The 16,931-nt window shown below is 73.5% G+C and carries 15 protein-coding genes; 9 read left to right on the top strand and 6 right to left on the bottom strand.

The genetic code is table 11. The features are described 5' to 3' along the window. The first annotated feature begins 77 nt into the window (after positions 1-77). Together ACTMTJ_RS42810 and ACTMTJ_RS42815 are read left to right on the top strand one after the other, a co-directional pair. Positions 78-569 (top strand): DUF3145 domain-containing protein, encoded by a 492-nt coding sequence (locus ACTMTJ_RS42810; protein WP_441224520.1) that lies wholly within the window; start codon positions 78-80, stop codon positions 567-569. Positions 570-616: 47 nt separating this feature from the next. Further along, positions 617-2,326: a glycoside hydrolase family 3 protein gene (locus tag ACTMTJ_RS42815; RefSeq protein ID WP_441224522.1), complete on the top strand. Its 1,710-nt coding sequence runs from the start codon at positions 617-619 to the stop codon at positions 2,324-2,326. 64 nt (positions 2,327-2,390) lie between these two features. On the opposite strand, the gene ACTMTJ_RS42820 is transcribed toward ACTMTJ_RS42815, so the two are convergent. Further along, positions 2,391-3,611: a cellulose binding domain-containing protein gene (locus tag ACTMTJ_RS42820; protein WP_441224524.1), complete on the bottom strand. Its 1,221-nt coding sequence runs from the start codon at positions 3,609-3,611 to the stop codon at positions 2,391-2,393. A gap of 103 nt (positions 3,612-3,714) precedes the next feature. On the opposite strand from ACTMTJ_RS42820, the gene ACTMTJ_RS42825 reads away from it, so the two are divergent. Beyond that, complete coding sequence (locus ACTMTJ_RS42825; protein ID WP_441224525.1) at positions 3,715-4,638, top strand: 1-phosphofructokinase family hexose kinase; 924 nt, start codon at positions 3,715-3,717, stop codon at positions 4,636-4,638. Continuing rightward, positions 4,635-5,441 (top strand): 5'/3'-nucleotidase SurE, encoded by an 807-nt coding sequence (gene surE, locus ACTMTJ_RS42830; protein WP_441224527.1) that lies wholly within the window; start codon positions 4,635-4,637, stop codon positions 5,439-5,441. Before ACTMTJ_RS42825 ends, surE begins: the two co-directional genes overlap by 4 nt. A 589-nt stretch (positions 5,442-6,030) precedes the next feature. Here the strand turns inward: surE and ACTMTJ_RS42835 are convergent. Further along, positions 6,031-6,873 carry a serine/threonine-protein kinase gene (locus ACTMTJ_RS42835; protein WP_441224529.1) on the bottom strand — a complete coding sequence of 281 codons (843 nt, stop codon included), beginning with the start codon at positions 6,871-6,873 and terminating at the stop codon, positions 6,031-6,033. A 123-nt stretch (positions 6,874-6,996) separates the two neighbouring features. After that, complete coding sequence (locus ACTMTJ_RS42840) at positions 6,997-7,365, bottom strand: STAS domain-containing protein (protein ID WP_441224530.1); 369 nt, start codon at positions 7,363-7,365, stop codon at positions 6,997-6,999. A 441-nt stretch (positions 7,366-7,806) separates the two neighbouring features. Between ACTMTJ_RS42840 and ACTMTJ_RS42845 the strand changes: the two genes are divergently transcribed. Next, positions 7,807-8,502 carry a helix-turn-helix transcriptional regulator gene (locus tag ACTMTJ_RS42845; RefSeq protein ID WP_441224532.1) on the top strand — a complete coding sequence of 232 codons (696 nt, stop codon included), beginning with the start codon at positions 7,807-7,809 and terminating at the stop codon, positions 8,500-8,502. Between the two features lie 79 nt (positions 8,503-8,581). On the opposite strand, the gene ACTMTJ_RS42850 is transcribed toward ACTMTJ_RS42845, so the two are convergent. Further along, complete coding sequence (locus ACTMTJ_RS42850; protein ID WP_441224533.1) at positions 8,582-8,869, bottom strand: hypothetical protein; 288 nt, start codon at positions 8,867-8,869, stop codon at positions 8,582-8,584. Positions 8,870-9,127: 258 nt separating this feature from the next. On the opposite strand from ACTMTJ_RS42850, the gene ACTMTJ_RS42855 reads away from it, so the two are divergent. Both ACTMTJ_RS42855 and ACTMTJ_RS42860 read left to right on the top strand, forming a co-directional pair. Beyond that, positions 9,128-11,404, top strand: a complete 2,277-nt coding sequence (locus ACTMTJ_RS42855) for a sensor histidine kinase (protein WP_441224534.1) — start codon at positions 9,128-9,130, stop codon at positions 11,402-11,404. Then, the gene (locus tag ACTMTJ_RS42860; RefSeq protein WP_441224535.1) at positions 11,383-12,078 is read left to right on the top strand and encodes a response regulator; all 696 of its coding nucleotides are present in this window, start codon (positions 11,383-11,385) and stop codon (positions 12,076-12,078) included. Before ACTMTJ_RS42855 ends, ACTMTJ_RS42860 begins: the two co-directional genes overlap by 22 nt. A gap of 172 nt (positions 12,079-12,250) precedes the next feature. Here ACTMTJ_RS42860 and ACTMTJ_RS42865 read toward each other — a convergent pair whose 3' ends face one another. Then, positions 12,251-12,559, bottom strand: a complete 309-nt coding sequence (locus ACTMTJ_RS42865; protein WP_441224537.1) for a hypothetical protein — start codon at positions 12,557-12,559, stop codon at positions 12,251-12,253. 133 nt (positions 12,560-12,692) lie between these two features. Between ACTMTJ_RS42865 and ACTMTJ_RS42870 the strand changes: the two genes are divergently transcribed. Further along, entirely contained in the window at positions 12,693-13,016 is a 324-nt protein-coding gene (locus tag ACTMTJ_RS42870; RefSeq protein WP_441224538.1) for a hypothetical protein, read from the top strand. Here the strand turns inward: ACTMTJ_RS42870 and ACTMTJ_RS42875 are convergent. After that, positions 13,013-14,233 carry an ROK family transcriptional regulator gene (locus tag ACTMTJ_RS42875; protein WP_441224540.1) on the bottom strand — a complete coding sequence of 407 codons (1,221 nt, stop codon included), beginning with the start codon at positions 14,231-14,233 and terminating at the stop codon, positions 13,013-13,015. The genes ACTMTJ_RS42870 and ACTMTJ_RS42875 overlap by 4 nt on opposite strands. A 160-nt stretch (positions 14,234-14,393) precedes the next feature. On the opposite strand from ACTMTJ_RS42875, the gene ACTMTJ_RS42880 reads away from it, so the two are divergent. Further along, on the top strand, positions 14,394-16,754 hold the full coding sequence (locus ACTMTJ_RS42880; RefSeq protein WP_441224542.1) for a putative bifunctional diguanylate cyclase/phosphodiesterase: 2,361 nt from the start codon (positions 14,394-14,396) through the stop codon (positions 16,752-16,754). Positions 16,755-16,931: the final 177 nt, after the last annotated feature.

Consider the following 16,931-nt stretch of genomic DNA (forward strand, 5'->3'; position numbering starts at 1 on the left):
CCAGTCATCATGTTGGTCAACCGCCCGTTGATCGAGGTCGTAGGGGAAGACGCACCTCGCTTCTCCGGGAGGTCACCGTGCCAACGCGTGGCGTCGTATACGTCCACTCGACCCCGCTCGCCGTGTGTGCACACGTCGAGTGGGCGATCGCGCGCGTCCTCACCGCGCCGGTCAACCTGCACTGGACCGCCCAGCCGGTCGAATCCGGCGCCCGTCGGGCCGAGTGCAGCTGGACCGGACGCCCGGGGACCGGCGCGGAGCTGGCTGCTGCCCTCCGGCAGTGGCCCATGATCCGTTTCGAGATCACCGAGGATCCCAGTCCGGGCATCGACGGTGAACGCTTCATGTACGTGCCCGGCCGCGGCCTCTTCCGCGCCACCATGGGCGCGGCCGGCGACATCCAGCTCGGCGAAGACCGGCTGCGCAGCATCATGGAGGCCGCACGCGCCCCGGAGGCCCTCGCGCACGCGCTCGACCGGGCGCTCGGCACCGCGTGGGACGCCGAGCTCGAGCCCTACCGCTACGCCGGCGACGGCGCCCCGGTCACGCTGCTCACCCGGGTGGGCTGACCATCGTCCATTTGCTCCGCTCGCGCCGGGCTGTTCTGATAGCGGGCGTGCGTCTGCGTACCCGCGCGCTCTTCCTGACCGTGCTCCTCCTCGCGGCCGGCTGCCAGTCCTCCCCTCCGGCGCCGGCTCCGACGCCCGCACCCACGACCGCCAGACCCGCCCCACCGGCCGACGCGAGCCCGGCGCAGCGGGCCGCCGCCCTCGCCGCCACCCTCTCCGACGAGGATCTGGTGGGACAGGTGCTTATGCCGTACGCGTACGGCTCCTCGGCCACCGAGGTCACGCCCGGCAACGCGGCGGGCAACCGGCAGCTGGCCGGCGTCGACACCCCCGCCGAGATGGTCGCGCGCTACCGCCTCGGCGGCCTGATCCTGGTCGGCTTCTCCGCGGACGACCCCACGTCGCAAAACCAGGGCACCACCAATGTGGACGACGTGCGGCAGGTGCGCGGCCTCACCACCGGCCTCCAGGCCGCCCACGCCAAGCTCGCCGCCGGCTCCGCGCCGATGCTGATCGGCACCGACCAGGAGTACGGCGTCGTCACCCGCATCAAGACCGGCGTGACCGCGCTGCCCAGCGCGATGGGCGCGGGCGCGGCCGGCGACCCCCGCCTGACCGAGGCGGCCTGGCGCGCGGCCGGCGACGAGCTCGCCGCGCTGGGCGTCAACGTCGACTTCGCACCGGTGGCCGACGTGCTCGGCAACGCGGGCAGTACCGTGATCGGCTCCCGCTCGTACGGCTCCGACCCGGCCAAGGTGTCCGCCCAGGTCGCCGGCGCCGTACGCGGCCTGCAAGCCAGCGGCGTCGCGGCCACGCTCAAGCACTTTCCGGGCCACGGCCACACCTCCGGCGACTCGCACAACGCCCTCCCCGGCCTCGCGCAGAACCGCGCCAGCCTCGACCGCGGCGACCTGCCGCCGTTCGTCGCCGGTATCGGCGCCGGCGCCAAGCTCGTGATGTCCGGCCACCTCGACGTCAAGGCGGTCGACCCGGGCACGGCCGCGACGTTCTCCCGCAAGGTGCTCACCGACGTGCTGCGCGGCGAGCTCGGCTTCAAGGGCGTCGTCATCACCGACGGCATGAACATGGCGCCCGCCAAGCGCTGGCCCGCCGGCGAGGCCGCGGTGCGCGCGCTCAACGCCGGCAACGACATCCTGCTGATGCCGGACAAGCTGCCCGAGGCCTACAACGGCCTGCTGTCCGGGCTGCGGGTCGGCGACCTGAGCCGCGCCCGCCTGGTCGAGGCGGTCACCCGGGTGCTGACGCTGAAGTTCGAGCTGGCCGGCAAGCCCGCGCCGGACATGTCCACTGTGGGCAGCGCCGCCCACCGCGAGGCCGCCGCCCGCTTGGCCGCGGCCGCGGTCACCCAGCTGCGCGGCACTTGCGGCACCGCACTGCGCGGCCCGGTGCAGGTCACCGCCGCCGGCGGCCGCGACACCGCGCGCGGCTGGCTGATCGAGGCCCTGCGCGCCGCCGGCGTACAGGTGGTCACGAACGGTGGCACGGTGGTCCACCTGGTCGGGTACGGCGACGAGCCCGGCGACCTCCGCAAGGGCGCGGCCGTGACCGTGGCGATGGACACCCCGTACCTACTGTCCAAGTCGGACTCGCCGGTGCTGCTCGCCACGTACTCGTCGAGCCAACCGTCGATGGCCGGCCTCGCGGCGGTGCTGGCCGGCAAGGCCCCGGCGACCGGCCGCTCCCCCGTCGCGGTCGCCGGCCTCCCGCGAAGCTCCTGCGCCGCCCAGGCCGGCTGACCAGGGTCTTGGTTATCGACCTGTGGCCGGGAGGGAGCAGCGTCACTCCCTCCCGGACCTCGGGTCAGCAGCCGATGCGGGTGGTGCTCATCGCTACGTCGTCGAACCAGAGGGTGTCGGCGCCCTCGCCGTAGCTTTCCCAGCCCAGCCGCAGGTCCGTCAGGCTGGGCCGCCAGTTGGCGCGGGACGACCACTGGCCGTCGATGTCGTGTGTGGGCGTGCCGTCCGCGACCAGGCCGGCCACCTCGGCGCCGTCCACCCAGGTGCGGAGGTGACCCTGCGAGCCGTCCACCGTGAACTCGACGCAGGTCCACCGGTTGGTCGCCAGCGGCAGGCTCAGCGCGACTCCGGACGGGCTCTGCTCGGGCAGTGTCGCGTCGTCGGAGGCGCGGTTCCATTGGAGGGCGCCGTTCTGGCCGCCCATGCGCAGGTCGCGGTTGCCGTCGTTGGCGTCGCGCATGGCGAGGAACGTGACGTGCTGCTGCGGCAGGGCCGTCGTGTGCCGCACCCAGAAGCGCGCGAAGCGCACCGCGCCCAGGCCGCTCACCCCGCTCGTCGTGCCCACGAAGACGTGGTTGCAGTAGCCGGTGGCGCCGTTGACGCGTACCGACTTCGCGCCGCTGTGCGCCGTGGTGGTGTCCACTGTGGCTGTTCCGGCGCCCTGGCAGTCCGGATAGGACACGCTCCACACACCTGACGGCGCACCGCCCTCCTGGCTCTCGAAGCCGTCACAGAAGGCCGCGCTGCCACAGCCCGTGGGCGGGGGCGGCGACGTGGGCGGAGCGGAGGTCGGCGGCGCCGAGGTGGGCGGCACGGACGTGGGAGGCACTGAGGTGGGAGGCACAGTCGTGGGCGGCGGCGTGGTGGGGCCGGCGCCGTTGCACGGCTCACCGTTCAGGGTGAAGCCGGTCGGCGCGGCGTTGCTCGCGGAGTACGTGCCCTGCACGCCGAACTCCGTCGAGCCGCCGGCCGGCAGCGACCCGTTCCACGCCGCGTTGCGCGCGGTGACCGCGGCGCCGGCCTGGGTGACGGCCGCGTTCCAGCCGTTCGTGACGCGCTGGTCGCCGCCGTAGGTCCAGGTGACCGTCCACCCGTTGACGGCGGCGTCACCCGCGGTGACCCGCACCGCCGCCGTGAAGCCGCCGGTCCACTGGTTGACCTGGTAGTCGACGAGGCAACCGGCGGCCGCGCCCGCCGGCGGCACCAGGGTGGGGCTCACCGCCACCGCGGCGCCGACCAGCAGCGCGGCCGCCGCGGCGACGGCCGCCCGTGCGTGCACTCTCATGAAGCAACCCTCCATTGATGATGTTCGCTAATCATAGTCATCAATGAGTCGTCGTCCGCTCCAGACCCGCGTAGGTACCGCCCCGACGGGGAAGTAGAGGACCATGAGCAGCCATGTCCTGGTATTCGCCCCGGCGCCGCAGCTCACCGTGACGGTCGAGCAACCGGCCGACACGGTGGAGATCCACGTACACCCCGGCGGTCAGGGCGTGTGGCAAGCCCGCATGATCACCGAGCTGGGTCCGGCCGTGGTGATGTGCGCGACGGTCGGCGGCGAGATCGGCCAGGTGCTGCGGGCGCTGATCGCCGCCGAGGACATCGAGCTGCGCGCGGTCACCCGCGAGGCGACCAGCGGCGGGTACGTGCACGACCGGCGCGACGGCAGCCGCGCGGAGATCGCCGAGGTGGCCGGCGAGCCGCTGAGCCGCCACGAGCTGGACGAGCTGTACAGCCTCACGCTTGCCGCCGCCCTCGACGCGCCGGTGGCCGTGCTCAGCGGGCCGGCCGACCCGTCGGTGCTGCCCGCGGACACCTACCGCCGGCTGGCCGCCGACCTCGGTGGCAACGGCGTCAAGGTGGTGGCCGACCTCTCCGGCGACCACCTGGCGGCGGTACTCGAGGGCGAGCCGTACCTCGTCAAGGTCAGCCACGAAGAGCTGATCGACGACGGGCGGGCCAACGACGACAGCGATCCCGAGCTCCTCGACGCTCTGCGTGGGCTGCACGGCGACGGCGCCCGCGCGGTGCTGGTGAGCCGGGCCGCCAAAGGCGCTCTGGCGCTGATCGACGGCGAGGCGTACGAGGTGGACGCGCCCCGCCTGGAGGTCGCCGACGCGCGCGGCGCGGGCGACTCGATGACCGCCGGTGTGGCAGCCGTCCTGGCACAGGGTGGCGACCTGGCCACGGCGGTACGCACGGGCGCCGCCGCGGGCGCGCTCAACGTGACCCGGCATGGGCTCGGCAGCGGCCGGGCCGACGCGGTGCGCAGCCTTGTCGACCGCGTACGTCTCAAGAGGTTGGAGCGATGAGGGTACTGATCACGAACGACGACGGGATCGAGGCGCCGGGCATCCGCTCCCTGGCCCAGGCACTGGCCGGCGCCGGGCACGACGTGGTGGTCGCCGCGCCGAGCCACGAAGCCAGCGGCATGAGCGCCGCCATGACGGCCGTCGAGGAGGACGGCCGCATCGTGGTGGCCACCCACGCGCTCGACGGGCTGGACGGCGTCGAGGCGTACGGGGTGGCCGGCTCCCCCGCGTTCATCGTGCTGATCGCCGCGCGCGGCGCCTTCGGACCGCCACCCGACCTTGTCTTCTCCGGCATCAACCGGGGCGCCAACGCGGGCCTCGCCGTGCTGCACTCGGGCACGGTCGGCGCCGCCTTCACCGCCGCGGCCAACGGGGCGCGCGCGATGGCCGTCTCGCTGGACGTGCTGACCGCCGGCTCGGCCTCCGCGGCGAGCGGCGGCGCGGCGGGGCTGCAACCGTCCGCCCTCGACGAGGGCCGGCACTGGGGCACCGCCGCGGCCATCGCGGCCGACCTGCTGCCCGCGCTCAAAGACCTCCCCGACGGCGCCGTCCTCAACCTCAACGTCCCGGACCTCCCCCGCGACAAGATCAAGGGGGTACGCCCGGCGCGGCTGGCCCGCTTCGGCCAGGTGCAGATGGCGGTGGCGGAGACCGGCCGCGGATACGTGCGGACGGCGCTCGAGGAGTCCAGCGCCCGCCTGGAGGAAGGCACCGACCTCGCGCTGCTGGCGGACGGCTACGCCACGCTGACGCCGGTCCGCGCGGTGTCCGAAGTAGAGCTGAGCCTCCCCGACCCCACGTAGACCCCTTGGGTTGGGGGTCAGGGCGACGCCGTCGTCGTGTGCCTCGAGCTTGAGTTTGCCCGGGTCCGCGTCAGCTGCGGACCGCCGCTCCCGCCGGAGAGCGCGCGGGTCGGCGGCGAGCTGGCGCTCGCCGAGATCCCCGACCCGCGCTGCCAGGTCCGCGCCGCAAGCCCACGGGAGGCCGGACTCCTTGTCGGAGGGGTGCCTTCGGTCGGTGCGGCTGTCGCCGCACCGGTTGTAACACTGCGTTACCAGCCCTGGGTGCGGACTTCGAGATCTAGGGGAGTTAGGGCTGATATAGCGCACAAACTCCCCTAGATCTCAACCGTCCACGGTGCACATACCCCTCGGCCGTTACTCCTAGCGACGAATCCTGCTGTTCCCACCCTCGCCACCCGCCCAGCAACAGACACCCCGCAGGGGGTGACCGCGACCAACCGCGACGGGCGAGGCCGCGGGAGCAGCGGTCCGGACCACGACGGACATCGCGGTAGCCCAATCTCCGTCCTAACAGGAACTCAGAGCTAGACCGCCCCGACCCCGAAGGTCGCTAGAGAGATTCGCGTCGGGCGCGCCGCAACGACGTCTTCTAGTTTGGCGACGGGGTGGGGAGCATGCCCCACAGCGCGAACGCCGCGTCGCGGCTGCTCGGCCGGTCAGTCGGGCGCTTGCTCATGCACGAGCGGCACATGTCGGCGATCTCGCGGGGCAGCCCGGCCACCGCGAGCACGGGCGTCGGCGCCAGGCGGCGGACGTGCGGCGACTCGAGCTTTCCGGGGTAGGGCGAGCGGCCGGTCACCATCTGGTAGATGAGCACGCCCAGCGCGTAGACGTCGTCGGCCGGCTGGGCCGCGCTGTTGACCGGGTGGGCGGGCACGACGGGCCGGCGGGGGACGGTGGTACGGGTGACCCGCGGGCGGTCGTTTCGCGGGCGGTCCACTGTGGTCGCGAGGCCGAAGTCGATGATCTTCACACCGTCGCGGGTCAGCATGACGTTTTCGACGGTGAGATCGCGGTGCACGAAGCCGCGGCGATGCGTCACCGCCAGCACGTCGGCGACGGTGGCCGCGACGCGCACGGCCTCCGCCCAGGGCAGGGGGCCGCCGGCGAGCCGGTCGGCCAGCGATACGCCGTTGAGAAGCTCCATCACCATGTACGGCGCGGAACCACCATCGGGCAACCGCATGTCGCCGAAGTCGTAGATCCGCGGCACGCTCGGATGCCGCAGCCGCTGCGTGATCAGGGCCTCACGCCGGACGTTGTCTTGCGCGCGGACGTCTTCGGCCAGCGCCGGAGACAGCACCTTGACGGCGAGTGGGCGCGGCGACACCACGTCCACTGCCTCGTATACGACCGACACGCCCCCGCGCCCGATCGGCCGCAAGACGATGTACCGCCCGACGATGGCGGTGCCCATCCGCAGCAGCGTCACGCCAACGGACTATTCCGCACATGCGGGGCGAGTTACAAGGGTCAGTTGCAAGCGACACGACATCGATGAACGTCTCGCACAGAGCGCGATTGGCCCACTACGCGCCGATGGAGAAGACCCCTGTCAGACGCCGGTCGACGGCACCTCTGGCGCCGGCGCCGCACCCGCGAAGTAGGGCTCGGGCGCACCGAAGAGGCCGAGCAGCCCGGTGACCCAGAGCTGGCGGTGCACGAACCGGCTCGGCTCGGTCACCAGCAGCTTGACCCCGCTCACCTCGGCGGTCTGGAACCCGGCGACCATCGCGCTGATGCCTACCGAGTCGATAAAGGTGACCAGTCTCATGTTGAGCTCGATGCGGTTGGGGCGGCTCTTGGCCAGCACCCCCGCAACCGCTTCACGCACCTCGTGCGCCGTGTCGACATCGATCTCTCCGCGCGGAGCAATCTCCACAACACCGTCGGCGGAAACCGACGTCACGATCGACAGGCTCACGCGAACACCTCCACCCGCCCGGAACCCAGGCGCCTCGTCAGTACGCGGGCCGCGACCGAGCGTATTCCTCCGCCGGGTCGGCCGCCAGCCCCCGGTGGCGGCAAAGCCTCGGTCTCCCGAGACAAAGGCACCCAAACCCGGACAGCTAGCACCATTCTTGCCCACAGCCCCACGCACGCAAACTACCCACCAGGGTACCGGTGCGCGCCACTTGAATCGCCGGTCGGCAGGGGTGAATTGAGTTGATCGCCGCAGCGTAGGGCCGCGATGGCCGCTTCGCCGCTCGCGTGTGTCCGTGAGAGACGCCATACCGCCGGTAAACCCCGCGCGCCAGCCTGATCACACCGCGTGCGCATGCAACCGCCGCGATAAGGTACTGCCACTGATGAAAGTTGCAAGTTTCTGTTGACCGGAAACTTGAGGCAGGAAAATACTCCCGGTATGCGGGAGATCACTGGTTGCGCATTTGCCGTCGAGCAACATGAGGCGGTCGCGGAGCCTCGCCTTGCCGTCGTCCGCTTCGGCCCCGTGGTCCCGCCGGCGATGGCGCTCCCGGCGCGGCATACCGACGCGGTCCAGGCCCCCCTCGCACCACTCACCGCCGAGGCCGACCTGAGCACCGGAGCCGGCCGCAGCCTCGCCCGGCTGCTCGCGCTCATGCGCGCCGAGATGGACGACCCCGAGGGCCTGATTTACCAGCCACTCCTGGCCGGGCGGCTGTGGCAGGCCGTGTTGAGCGGGCTGCTGACGGCCACCGCCGACCGGCTCCGCGAAGACCGCGACCAGCGGGAGCGCGCCAGCCGGCCGCGGGCGGTCAAGCGGGCCATCGACGCGATGGAGGCCGAGCCGGACCGCGCCTTCACCGCCACCTCCCTCGCGGCGGCGGCGGGCACGAGCGTGCGCACCCTCCAGGAGGGCTTTCGGCAGCACGTCGGCCTGTCGCCGATGGCCTACCTGCGCCGGCTACGGCTGGCGCGAGCCCACGCCGACCTGCGCGCCGCCGAGCCCGGCGAGGAGACCGTGGCCAGCGTGGCGCACCGGTGGGGCTTCGCGCACCTGGGCCGCTTCGCGGCCGCCTACCGCGCCGAGTACGGCCGGCCGCCGGCCGACACACTGCACCACCGCGCGGCTCCCTAACCGGCGCGCCCGGCCCGGGCACCACCACGCCCGCCCGGGCCGGGCACCGGCCATGCCACGGTCCGGGCGGGGCCGGGGTCTACTCTCCCGGGTCGCCGTGCCGCAGCAGCGCCATGTGACGCACCGATACGCCGTTGAGAGACTCGCCCGCCGCCTGTTCGCCGGCGAGCGCCCGTACGTACGCCGCTACGCGGTCGACGGCCTGGCGACCGTCGCGCAGCGTCAGCGCGAGCGGCGACTCCCAGCCGGGTGCCATGCCCAGCTGGGTCGCGTGCGCCGCGTCATAGCTGGCCAGGAACGCCACCGCCTGGTCCAACGCGTGCGCGGCGCGGCTCAGGTCCCGCCGCACCTCGACCTCATCGATCATGACCGACTCCCCCACTCGAGCCATGTCAGTGCCGGTCGGGTCGCGGGCTGGCAACCCGACCGGCACCCAGGGAAATACATCCGGTGCGAACCTAAGCACGCACAGTCACTCGGTCGAGCCGATACACGCGGGTCCTGTCCACATTGCGCAGCGTTAACAGCGGCGGCCAGGAAGACTTGACTACCTCCAGAGGTATAGGCGTCCTACACCCTCGGTCGGATGCCCGGACCGGGGTCCGCGCCCTATCGTCAAACCGTCATGGGGGTACTGCGAAGCTGGCTGCTGCCCGCGCTGCTGGCCGCCGGCCAGGCGGCGCTGTGGCCGGGCCTCCCGCTGCTGCTCGACCGCCCCGTCGACCGGGTCGAGGTCGCCGCCGCGCTGGCCGCCACCGCACTTGCCTGCGGTGCGCTCGAATGGCGCCGGCGGTCACCGGTCGGCGCGCTGTTCGTGATCATGCCAGCGTTGACGCTGGGTCTCCTCGCCACTCCACGCGACTCGCTCGTGGTGCTGCTGTTCGCCGACGCCATCGCGCTGTACTCGGTCGGTGCGCGCCGCCCGGCCCGGGTCACCTTCGCGGTCACGGTCGCGCTGATGGCCTGGCAGGCGACCATCGGCCTCGTTCTCTACCGAGACTTCCGTGAGTACACCGGCAACGTCGTGATCGGCATCGTCGTCTACCTGCTCGCGGCCGGTCTGGGGCGGAGCCGGCGGCGGTGGCTGGCGGCCCGCCGTGACGCCGCCGACCGCCTGGCGCTGGCCGAGGCAGACCGGCGGCAGGCATCCGTGCAGGAGCGCCAGCGTCTGGCCCGCGAGTTGCACGACGTGAGCGCACACCACCTGACGTCCATCGTGGTCACCGCCACCGCCGCGCAGCGCCTCGCCGAGCGGCGGCCCGAGCTCGCGGCCGAGGCACTGGAGTTCGCCGCCCGCACCGGGCGGGAGACCCAGTCGGCGCTGCACCGTCTGGTCGCGGTGATGCGCGGGGTCGAGCTGGACGCCGAAGTCGGCATCGGGCACCGGATCGAGGAGCTGGCGGCCGGCTTCGCGGCGCTCGGCCAGCCGATCGACACCCGGGTGAGCGCCGACCCGCTGACCGGGCCGGTGGGCGAGGCGGCGTACGGCATCGTGCGTGAGGCACTCACCAACGCGCTGCGCCACGCGCCCGGCGGCGCCGTCGAGATCGCGCTGTGCCGGCGCGACGGCGGGGTCGAGGTGATGGTGGCCAACGGCGCGGGCGCCGGACCGGCCGCCGCGGGCGGACTCGGGTCCGGGCGGGGCATCGAGGGCATGCGGGAGCGCGCGGCGTCCACCGGCGGCACACTCGAGGCCGGCCCGGCGCCGGGCGGCGGGTGGCAGGTGCGGGCGGTCCTGCCCGACTCGCCGGCATCCACGATGGATCGTTCGCTGCGCCGGATGCGGGGGCCGCGCCTGGCCGACATGGCGATCGCGCTGGCCGCGGCGGTGCTGCCGGTGGCACTGCTGCTCGTCCCCGACCCCACGATGCCCCGGGTCGGCGTGTCCGCCGCGGCGCTCGCGACGATGCTGATGGCGGCGCACGCGCTCCCGTTGCTGTGGCGCCGCCGGGCGCCCTGGCGGGTGCTCGGCGCGGTGCTGGCGACCACCGCCCTCTGGCCAGTCGTCGCCGGGCTCGAGCTGCTGCCGGAGACGGCGCTCGCCGCGCTCTTCGCGGGCATCGGCGCCGACCTCGTCGCCGTGTACGCGGTCGCCGCCTACGGCCGCCCTCGCCACCTCACCTGGCTGTCCGGTCCGCTCGCCGCCGGCGTGCAGGGCGCCGTCACCCTGCTCACGCTGGCGCTCGACGGGTCGCTGCTGGGACGGCCGCTAGAGCCGGCGACGATGCCCATCCTGCTCATCCCGACCGCCGTGCCGTACCTGCTGCTCGTCACTCCGGTGTGGACGGCCGGGTTCCTGGCCCGGTTGCGCCGCGAGGGAGTGGTCTCCCGGGAGCGGCGGGCGGTGGCGGCCTCCACGGCGGGTGCGGTCGAGCTCGCGTACGCCGAGCGGCTGCGCATCGCCGCCGGGCTGCGCGCCGCGGTGCTGCGGCACGCCACGCGGGTCACCGAGGCGGCGGAGAGCGGCCGGCTCGACGCGGTGCTGGAGTCGGCGCGGGCCGCGCTGGCCGCCATGCGCGACCTTCTCGGCGACCTGCGGGTGGACCCCGAGCGGGCACCGCAGCCGACCGCGTCCGCGATCGACGCGCTCTGCCGCGACCTGCGCGCGGCCGGGCGGCGGGTCGAGCTGCACTCGCCCGCGCCCGCTCCGGTGCTGCCGCCGGCGGTGGACGTCTCCGCGTACCGCGTGGTGGAGACGGCCCTCGGCGCGGGCGACGCCGGCCCGGCGAAGGTGACCCTCGGCTACGGCCCGGCCGATCTGCGGATCACGGTGACCGGCGTACCCTCGGCGACCGCCGGACCGGTCGCGGCCGGCCTGCGCGCCCGGGTCGCGGCGATCGGGGGACGGATGACGGTGGACCAGACGGGGACGATGGACGTATGGCTGCCGTCCCAGTCCTGACCCGCGTGCTCGTCGTCGACGACCAGCCGGTCGTGCGCGCCGGGTTCGCCGCGATCCTCGACGCCGAGCCCGACCTGTCGGTGGTGGGCATGGCCGCCGACGGCGCGGCCGCGGTGGAGCTCGCCGGCAGCCTGCGGCCGGACGTGGTGGTGATGGACATCCGCATGCCGGGGATGGACGGGCTGACCGCCACCCGCCTGCTCACCGGTGCGCCGGATCCGCCGCGGGTGCTGGTGCTGACCACGTTCGACCTGGACGCCTACGTCTTCGAGGCGCTGCGCGCCGGCGCCTCCGGCTTCCTGCTCAAGGACGCCAACCCCGACGACCTGCTCGCCGCCATCCGCGTGGTCGCGGCTGGCGACGGCATGCTCGCGCCGGCCGTCACCCGTCGCCTGATCGCCGCCTTCGCCGGCGGCACCGTCGCACCACCGGCCGACGCCGTGCCACCGCCCGGCCTCACGCCACGCGAACGCGAGGTGCTCACGCTTGTCGCGAGTGGACTGTCCAATGCGGAGATCGGCGCACAGCTCGGCGTCGCGACCGGCACGGTCAAGACCCACGTCAACGCCCTACTCACCAAGCTGAGCGTGCGCGACCGCGTGCAGGCCACGATCCTGGCGTACGACATCGGCCTGGTGCGGCCGCGGGGCGCGGCACCGCACGGTCCACCCTGACAACCCGCCGCGGCCGATCCCGCTTCACGCTCTCGCCGTCCACCCGACGACACGGGACCTGAGCTACCGCGACGTCCGTCGTGGTCCATGCCGTTGCTCCCGCGGCCTCACCCGTCCGCCGCTGGTCACGCTCCCCCCAGGTCGCAGCGCGCACCCTGACCGCGAAAGGTCTCTAGCGGAGGCCGATCGGTGCGATGCGGGCGCGCACCTCGGTGACGAGCACGCCGATGTGGCCGGCCACCCGTGGCTGGGCGCGCACCGCCTCGTCGAGCCGGGCCCGCCATTTCGCCGCCTCCACGAACGGCCGGTCGGCCTGCGGGCCGTGCAGCAGCCGGAAGGAGTCGTGCAGTGCGTCTCCGGCCGCCGTGCCGAGCAGCCCGGCCACCTCGCGGTGCAGCCAGGGGTAGAGGGCCTCGGAGTCCAAGGCGGCGACGATGGCCGAGGCGCCGTCCCATGCCACACGCTCGGGGTGGACAACCATCGCTACCTCCCGCTGTCGCCGTCGACCGGTGTGCCCCGGTCACAGGGAATACCCGGACTCTACCCAGCGATACAGGACGATCTCCTTGTCCGGTATGACGATTCGCGCCTCGGCCGTTCGTACCGTCGATCGCATGGCCGATCGAAGCGTGCGGGGCACCGGGGTTCTGGCGGCAGCGGCGGTGATCGCGGGCCTCACCGCCGTGACGCTCGTGGCGGTGGGTTTCTGGCTGCGCGGCTGGGTGCTGGCCAGCGACGATCTCAGGTTTGGCGATGTGCGCTGGTGGCTGAGCCTGCTGAGCCAAGTCGGCGGCTATCTCCTGCTGGGCAAGGGCGGCTTCAAAATCGGGCTCGCGGTCGTGCTCGGCGCCTCCGGCATCCTGGTGTGGCTCCGGGAGCGCCGCCGCCGGCGCCCCGACGCCACGCCCCCGCCCCCCGAGCCCGGCCCCGAGGACTAGGCGCGGGCGAGCACGCCGAGCGGGTCGGCCATCAGAGCGGCGAAGCCGAGCTCCGCGGCACCGACCAAAGTGGAGTCGTCGCCCAGCCCGGAGGTGCGCAGCCGCACCCGTTCGCGGGCGACTGGCAGCACGTTGGTGGCGATGCGGTGGCGCACCTGGGGTGCGGCACCGGGGTACACGTCGCGGAGCATGCCGCCGAAAATCACCATGCCGGGATTGAAGAGGTTGATCAGGTTGGCCACGCCGATGCCGAGCCAGTCGCCGACGCGGCGCAGCGCCTCGCGGGCCAGCTCGTCGCCGCGGTCGGCGTCGTCGACCACCGCCCGGAGCGCGTCGCGGCCCCAGAGGTCGGCCGGGCGGCCGGCGGCGTCGAGCAGCGCCCGCTCGCCCACCTCTGCTTCGAGGCAGCCGTGCGAGCCGCACCCGCAGGGCCGCCCGTCGTACGGGTTGACCACCATGTGCCCGAGCTCGCAGCCGTACCCGCCGTCGCCGTCGAGCAGCTTGCCGCCGACGATGATGCCGCCGCCCACGCCGACGTCACCGTGCAGGTAGAGCAGGTTTTCCAGGCCGACGCCGGCGCCCCGCAGCTGCTCGGCCTGCGCGCCGAGGTGTGCCTCGTTGCCCACCGGCACCGGGATGCCGAGCCCCAACCGGCGGCTCAGCTCGGCGCCGAACGCCTGGTCGACCCAGCCCATGTCCGGCCCGAAGCGCACCATGCCGTCGCCGGGCCGGATCATCCCGCAGTACGACGCGCCGAGCCCCACGCACACCGAATCCGGCGGTGCCGCCTCGTGCAGCTGGCGCCCGAACCGCGCGAGCACCTCCACCACGTGGTCGAGGTCGGCGCCGGCGCGTTGGCGCACCGCCTCGCGCCGGTCGAGCACCGCGCCACCCAGCCCGACCCGGGCCGCGACGAGCCGGTCGACGGCGACGTCGAAGGCCAGCACGTACGCCCAGTTGGGCCGCACCCGCACCACGAGGGAGGGCCGGCCGGCGCGGCCACGCCCCGCTGGCCGCTCCTCGCACACGAGGCCGGCCGCGCTCAGCTCCGCGGTGAGCGCCATGATGGTGCTCCGGTTGAGCCCCATGCGCTCGGCGAGCACGGCACGCGACACGGATCCGCCCAGATGCACGTGGCGCAGCAGAGTGCCGACGTTGTGCCGGTGGATCTGCTCCTGCGCCATCCCGATCGCGGGTGTCGCCGGGGCTATCGACATGGTGGAAACCTCGTCCAGGGGACCTTTGTGAGGATCGTAAATGGCTGAGGACCCGCGCCGCCAGGAGGCGGAAAATACCGATTAGTCCGTAGGTACGGCGCGCAAGGGCGCAGTACACTCACGGCGCCGCCTACCCGTCGGGCGGCACGCAGGGGGTTCCGTGATCGGTGCGCCGCGCCGCCCGTGGCAGATCGTTCTGGCCGGTGGGCTGACCCTGGTCCTCGTGGCCTGGCCCCTGCCGCAGGCCGTCGCCGCGCCGACCTGGATCGTCACGCAGCTTGTCACGGTGGGCGTCGCGACGTACGCGCTGACGAGCCGCGAGGCGCTGCACCGCTCGGGTTGGTGGGTGCTGCTGGCCAGCTGCGGCCTCGGGCTGGCGAGCGCCGCGCTGCACGTCGTGCCGAGCGACGACGCCGCGTGGCCGATCGCGCTCGCGGCCCGCTCCGCGCTCTTCGTGCTCGGCCTGATCCTGCTGCTCGGCGTGCGCCGGGCGCAGCCCACCGACCAAAACTTCCTCGACGCCGCGATCGTCGCCGCCGGCCTCGCGATCGTCGCGTGGGCGTTTCTCATCGAGCCCTGGCTCGGCGCGCAGCCGCCGGGCGCCGAGTACACCGGGGTGGTCGTCTGCTTCGGCGCGCTCGACCTGCTGCTGCTCGCGCTCTCCTTGCGCATCGTCTCCAACCCCACCTCGCGCACGCCGACCATGCTGCTGCTCGCCGGTGGGGCCGGCGTGGTGCTCGCCGCCGACCTCGCGTCGATCGTGCGGGTCGGCACGCACGGGCTGGCCGGCTTCCAGCCCGGCGGCCTCGTCTTCACGGCCTGGCAGCTCTGCGGCGTGCTGGTCGCCGCGGCCGCGCTGCACCCGTCGTACGGCCGGGGATACCGCCGGCCCGAGGGCGGCGCGGAGGATGTGCTGCCCCGCGCCAGGTTCGTCACCTTCGTCGTGGTGGCGCTGCTCGCGCCCGTCGTGCCCGTGGTCGGTCTGCTCACCTCCAACCTCGTCCCGTCCGAGGCGGTGCCCGCGCTCGTCGGGGCGGCCGCGCTCACCTGCGGGCTGCTGGTGCTGCTTGTCGTGCGGCTGGGCAACTTCGCCCGGCTGGCGGTGCGCCGCGCCGGCGCGATGAACGTGCAGTCCGCCGCCCTGATGGTGCAGGCGACCGCGCTACAGCAGGCGCTCGGCGAGCAGGAGGCCCTGCAAAAGGAGCTGGCCCACCGCGCGCTGCACGACCCGCTGACCGGGTTGGCCAACCGCGCTCTGCTGGCCGAGCGGCTGGAGCGGGTGCTGGTCGACGCCGGCCGGGGCCCGGGCGGGCTGCTGCTGATCGACCTCGACGGCTTCAAGGACGTCAACGACACGCTCGGCCACCCGGCCGGCGACGAGCTTCTCGTCCGGGTCGCGGAGCGGCTGCGGGTCGCCGCGTCGGGCGCCGACACGGTGTCCCGGCTGGGCGGTGACGAGTTCGCGGTGCTGCTCACCGACACCGGGGCCGACCGCTGCCGGCAGGTCGCCAGCTGCGTCATCGAGGCGGTCCGCGAGGTGTACCCGCTGGCCGAGCGCCAGGTCTGCCTGGCCGCCAGCGGTGGCCTGCTGATCCTCGACCGGGAGCGCACCGAGCCCGCCGAGGCGCTGCGCGACGCCGACCTCGCGCTGTACGCGGCCAAGGAGGCCGGCAAAAACCAGGTGGTCGAGTTCAGCCCGCGGATGCGCGAGGCCCGCCTGTGCCACGCCCAGCTTGCGGCAAACCTGCGGGCCGCGTTGGCCGCCGACGCGCTCACCGTGCTGTACCAGCCGATCGTCGACCTCCACTCTGGACAGCCGGTGGCGATGGAGGCGCTGCTGCGGTGGCGCACGGCGGATGGCCGGGACGTGCCGCCCAGCAAGTTCATCGCGGTGGCGGAGGAGATCGGGCTGGTCGTCGACGTCGGCGCGAAGGTCCTGCGCGACGCCACCGCCCAGGCCAGCCGCTGGCATACGCGCCACGACGTCGCCGTTAGCGTGAACGTTTCCGCCCGGCAGCTCGCCTCCCCCGCCTTCGCGGCCGAGGTGCTCGACGTGCTGGCCGGCCGCTCGCTGCCGCCCGCCGCGCTGATCGTCGAGATCACCGAAACCGTCCTGGTGGAGGCCGCCGGCGCAGCCGGCGAGCTGTCCCAGCGCAGCCTGGCCACCCTCCGCGAGCACGGCGTGCGGATCGCGGTGGACGACTTCGGCACCGGTTACTCGTCGCTGGCCTACCTCCAGCGCCTGCCGATCGACATCCTGAAGATCGACCACACCTTCACCGCGACGCTCGACTCCCCCAGCGAACGCGACGGCCGTTTCGTCGGCGCGATCCTCGGCCTTGGCTCGAGCCTCGGCGTGCCCACGGTGGCCGAGGGCGTGGAGACGCCCCGCCAGGCCGCGCTGCTGCGCGAGCTGGGCTGCCCGCTGGCCCAGGGCTACCACTTCGCCCGCCCCTGCCCACCCGACGGCGTCCTCGACTACCTCTCCACCCCCGTCGCGATGCGTGCCTCGCTCTCCTAAAGCCAAAAATCCAACCCCAGAACAGATTCGAGGTACCGCGACGTCCGCGGTAGTCCCGACCGTCACGCGGGGCCCCCGCCCTCAAGAGGGCAGCCCTGTCACCCTCTGGGCGGGTATACGGGACCCCTGCCGGGACTCACGCCTAAGAGGGCTGCCCTCTTTGGGACAAGGGGGGCT

This window comes from Phytohabitans sp. LJ34 (assembly GCF_052068095.1).
Lineage (GTDB): Bacteria > Actinomycetota > Actinomycetes > Mycobacteriales > Micromonosporaceae > Phytohabitans.

Excerpts from the sequence above, each read along its gene's own strand:
- ACTMTJ_RS42850 (WP_441224533.1), bottom strand. The coding sequence starts at position 8,869 with ATGATCGATGAGGTCGAGGTGCGGCGGGACCTGAGCCGCGCCGCGCAC.
- ACTMTJ_RS42820 (WP_441224524.1), bottom strand. The coding sequence starts at position 3,611 with ATGAGAGTGCACGCACGGGCGGCCGTCGCCGCGGCGGCCGCGCTGCTG.
- ACTMTJ_RS42875 (WP_441224540.1), bottom strand. The coding sequence starts at position 14,233 with ATGTCGATAGCCCCGGCGACACCCGCGATCGGGATGGCGCAGGAGCAG.
- ACTMTJ_RS42860 (WP_441224535.1), top strand. The coding sequence starts at position 11,383 with ATGGCTGCCGTCCCAGTCCTGACCCGCGTGCTCGTCGTCGACGACCAG.
- ACTMTJ_RS42845 (WP_441224532.1), top strand. The coding sequence starts at position 7,807 with ATGCGGGAGATCACTGGTTGCGCATTTGCCGTCGAGCAACATGAGGCG.
- ACTMTJ_RS42870 (WP_441224538.1), top strand. The coding sequence starts at position 12,693 with ATGGCCGATCGAAGCGTGCGGGGCACCGGGGTTCTGGCGGCAGCGGCG.
- surE (WP_441224527.1), top strand. The coding sequence starts at position 4,635 with ATGAGGGTACTGATCACGAACGACGACGGGATCGAGGCGCCGGGCATC.
- ACTMTJ_RS42855 (WP_441224534.1), top strand. The coding sequence starts at position 9,128 with ATGGGGGTACTGCGAAGCTGGCTGCTGCCCGCGCTGCTGGCCGCCGGC.
- ACTMTJ_RS42825 (WP_441224525.1), top strand. The coding sequence starts at position 3,715 with ATGAGCAGCCATGTCCTGGTATTCGCCCCGGCGCCGCAGCTCACCGTG.
- ACTMTJ_RS42865 (WP_441224537.1), bottom strand. The coding sequence starts at position 12,559 with ATGGTTGTCCACCCCGAGCGTGTGGCATGGGACGGCGCCTCGGCCATC.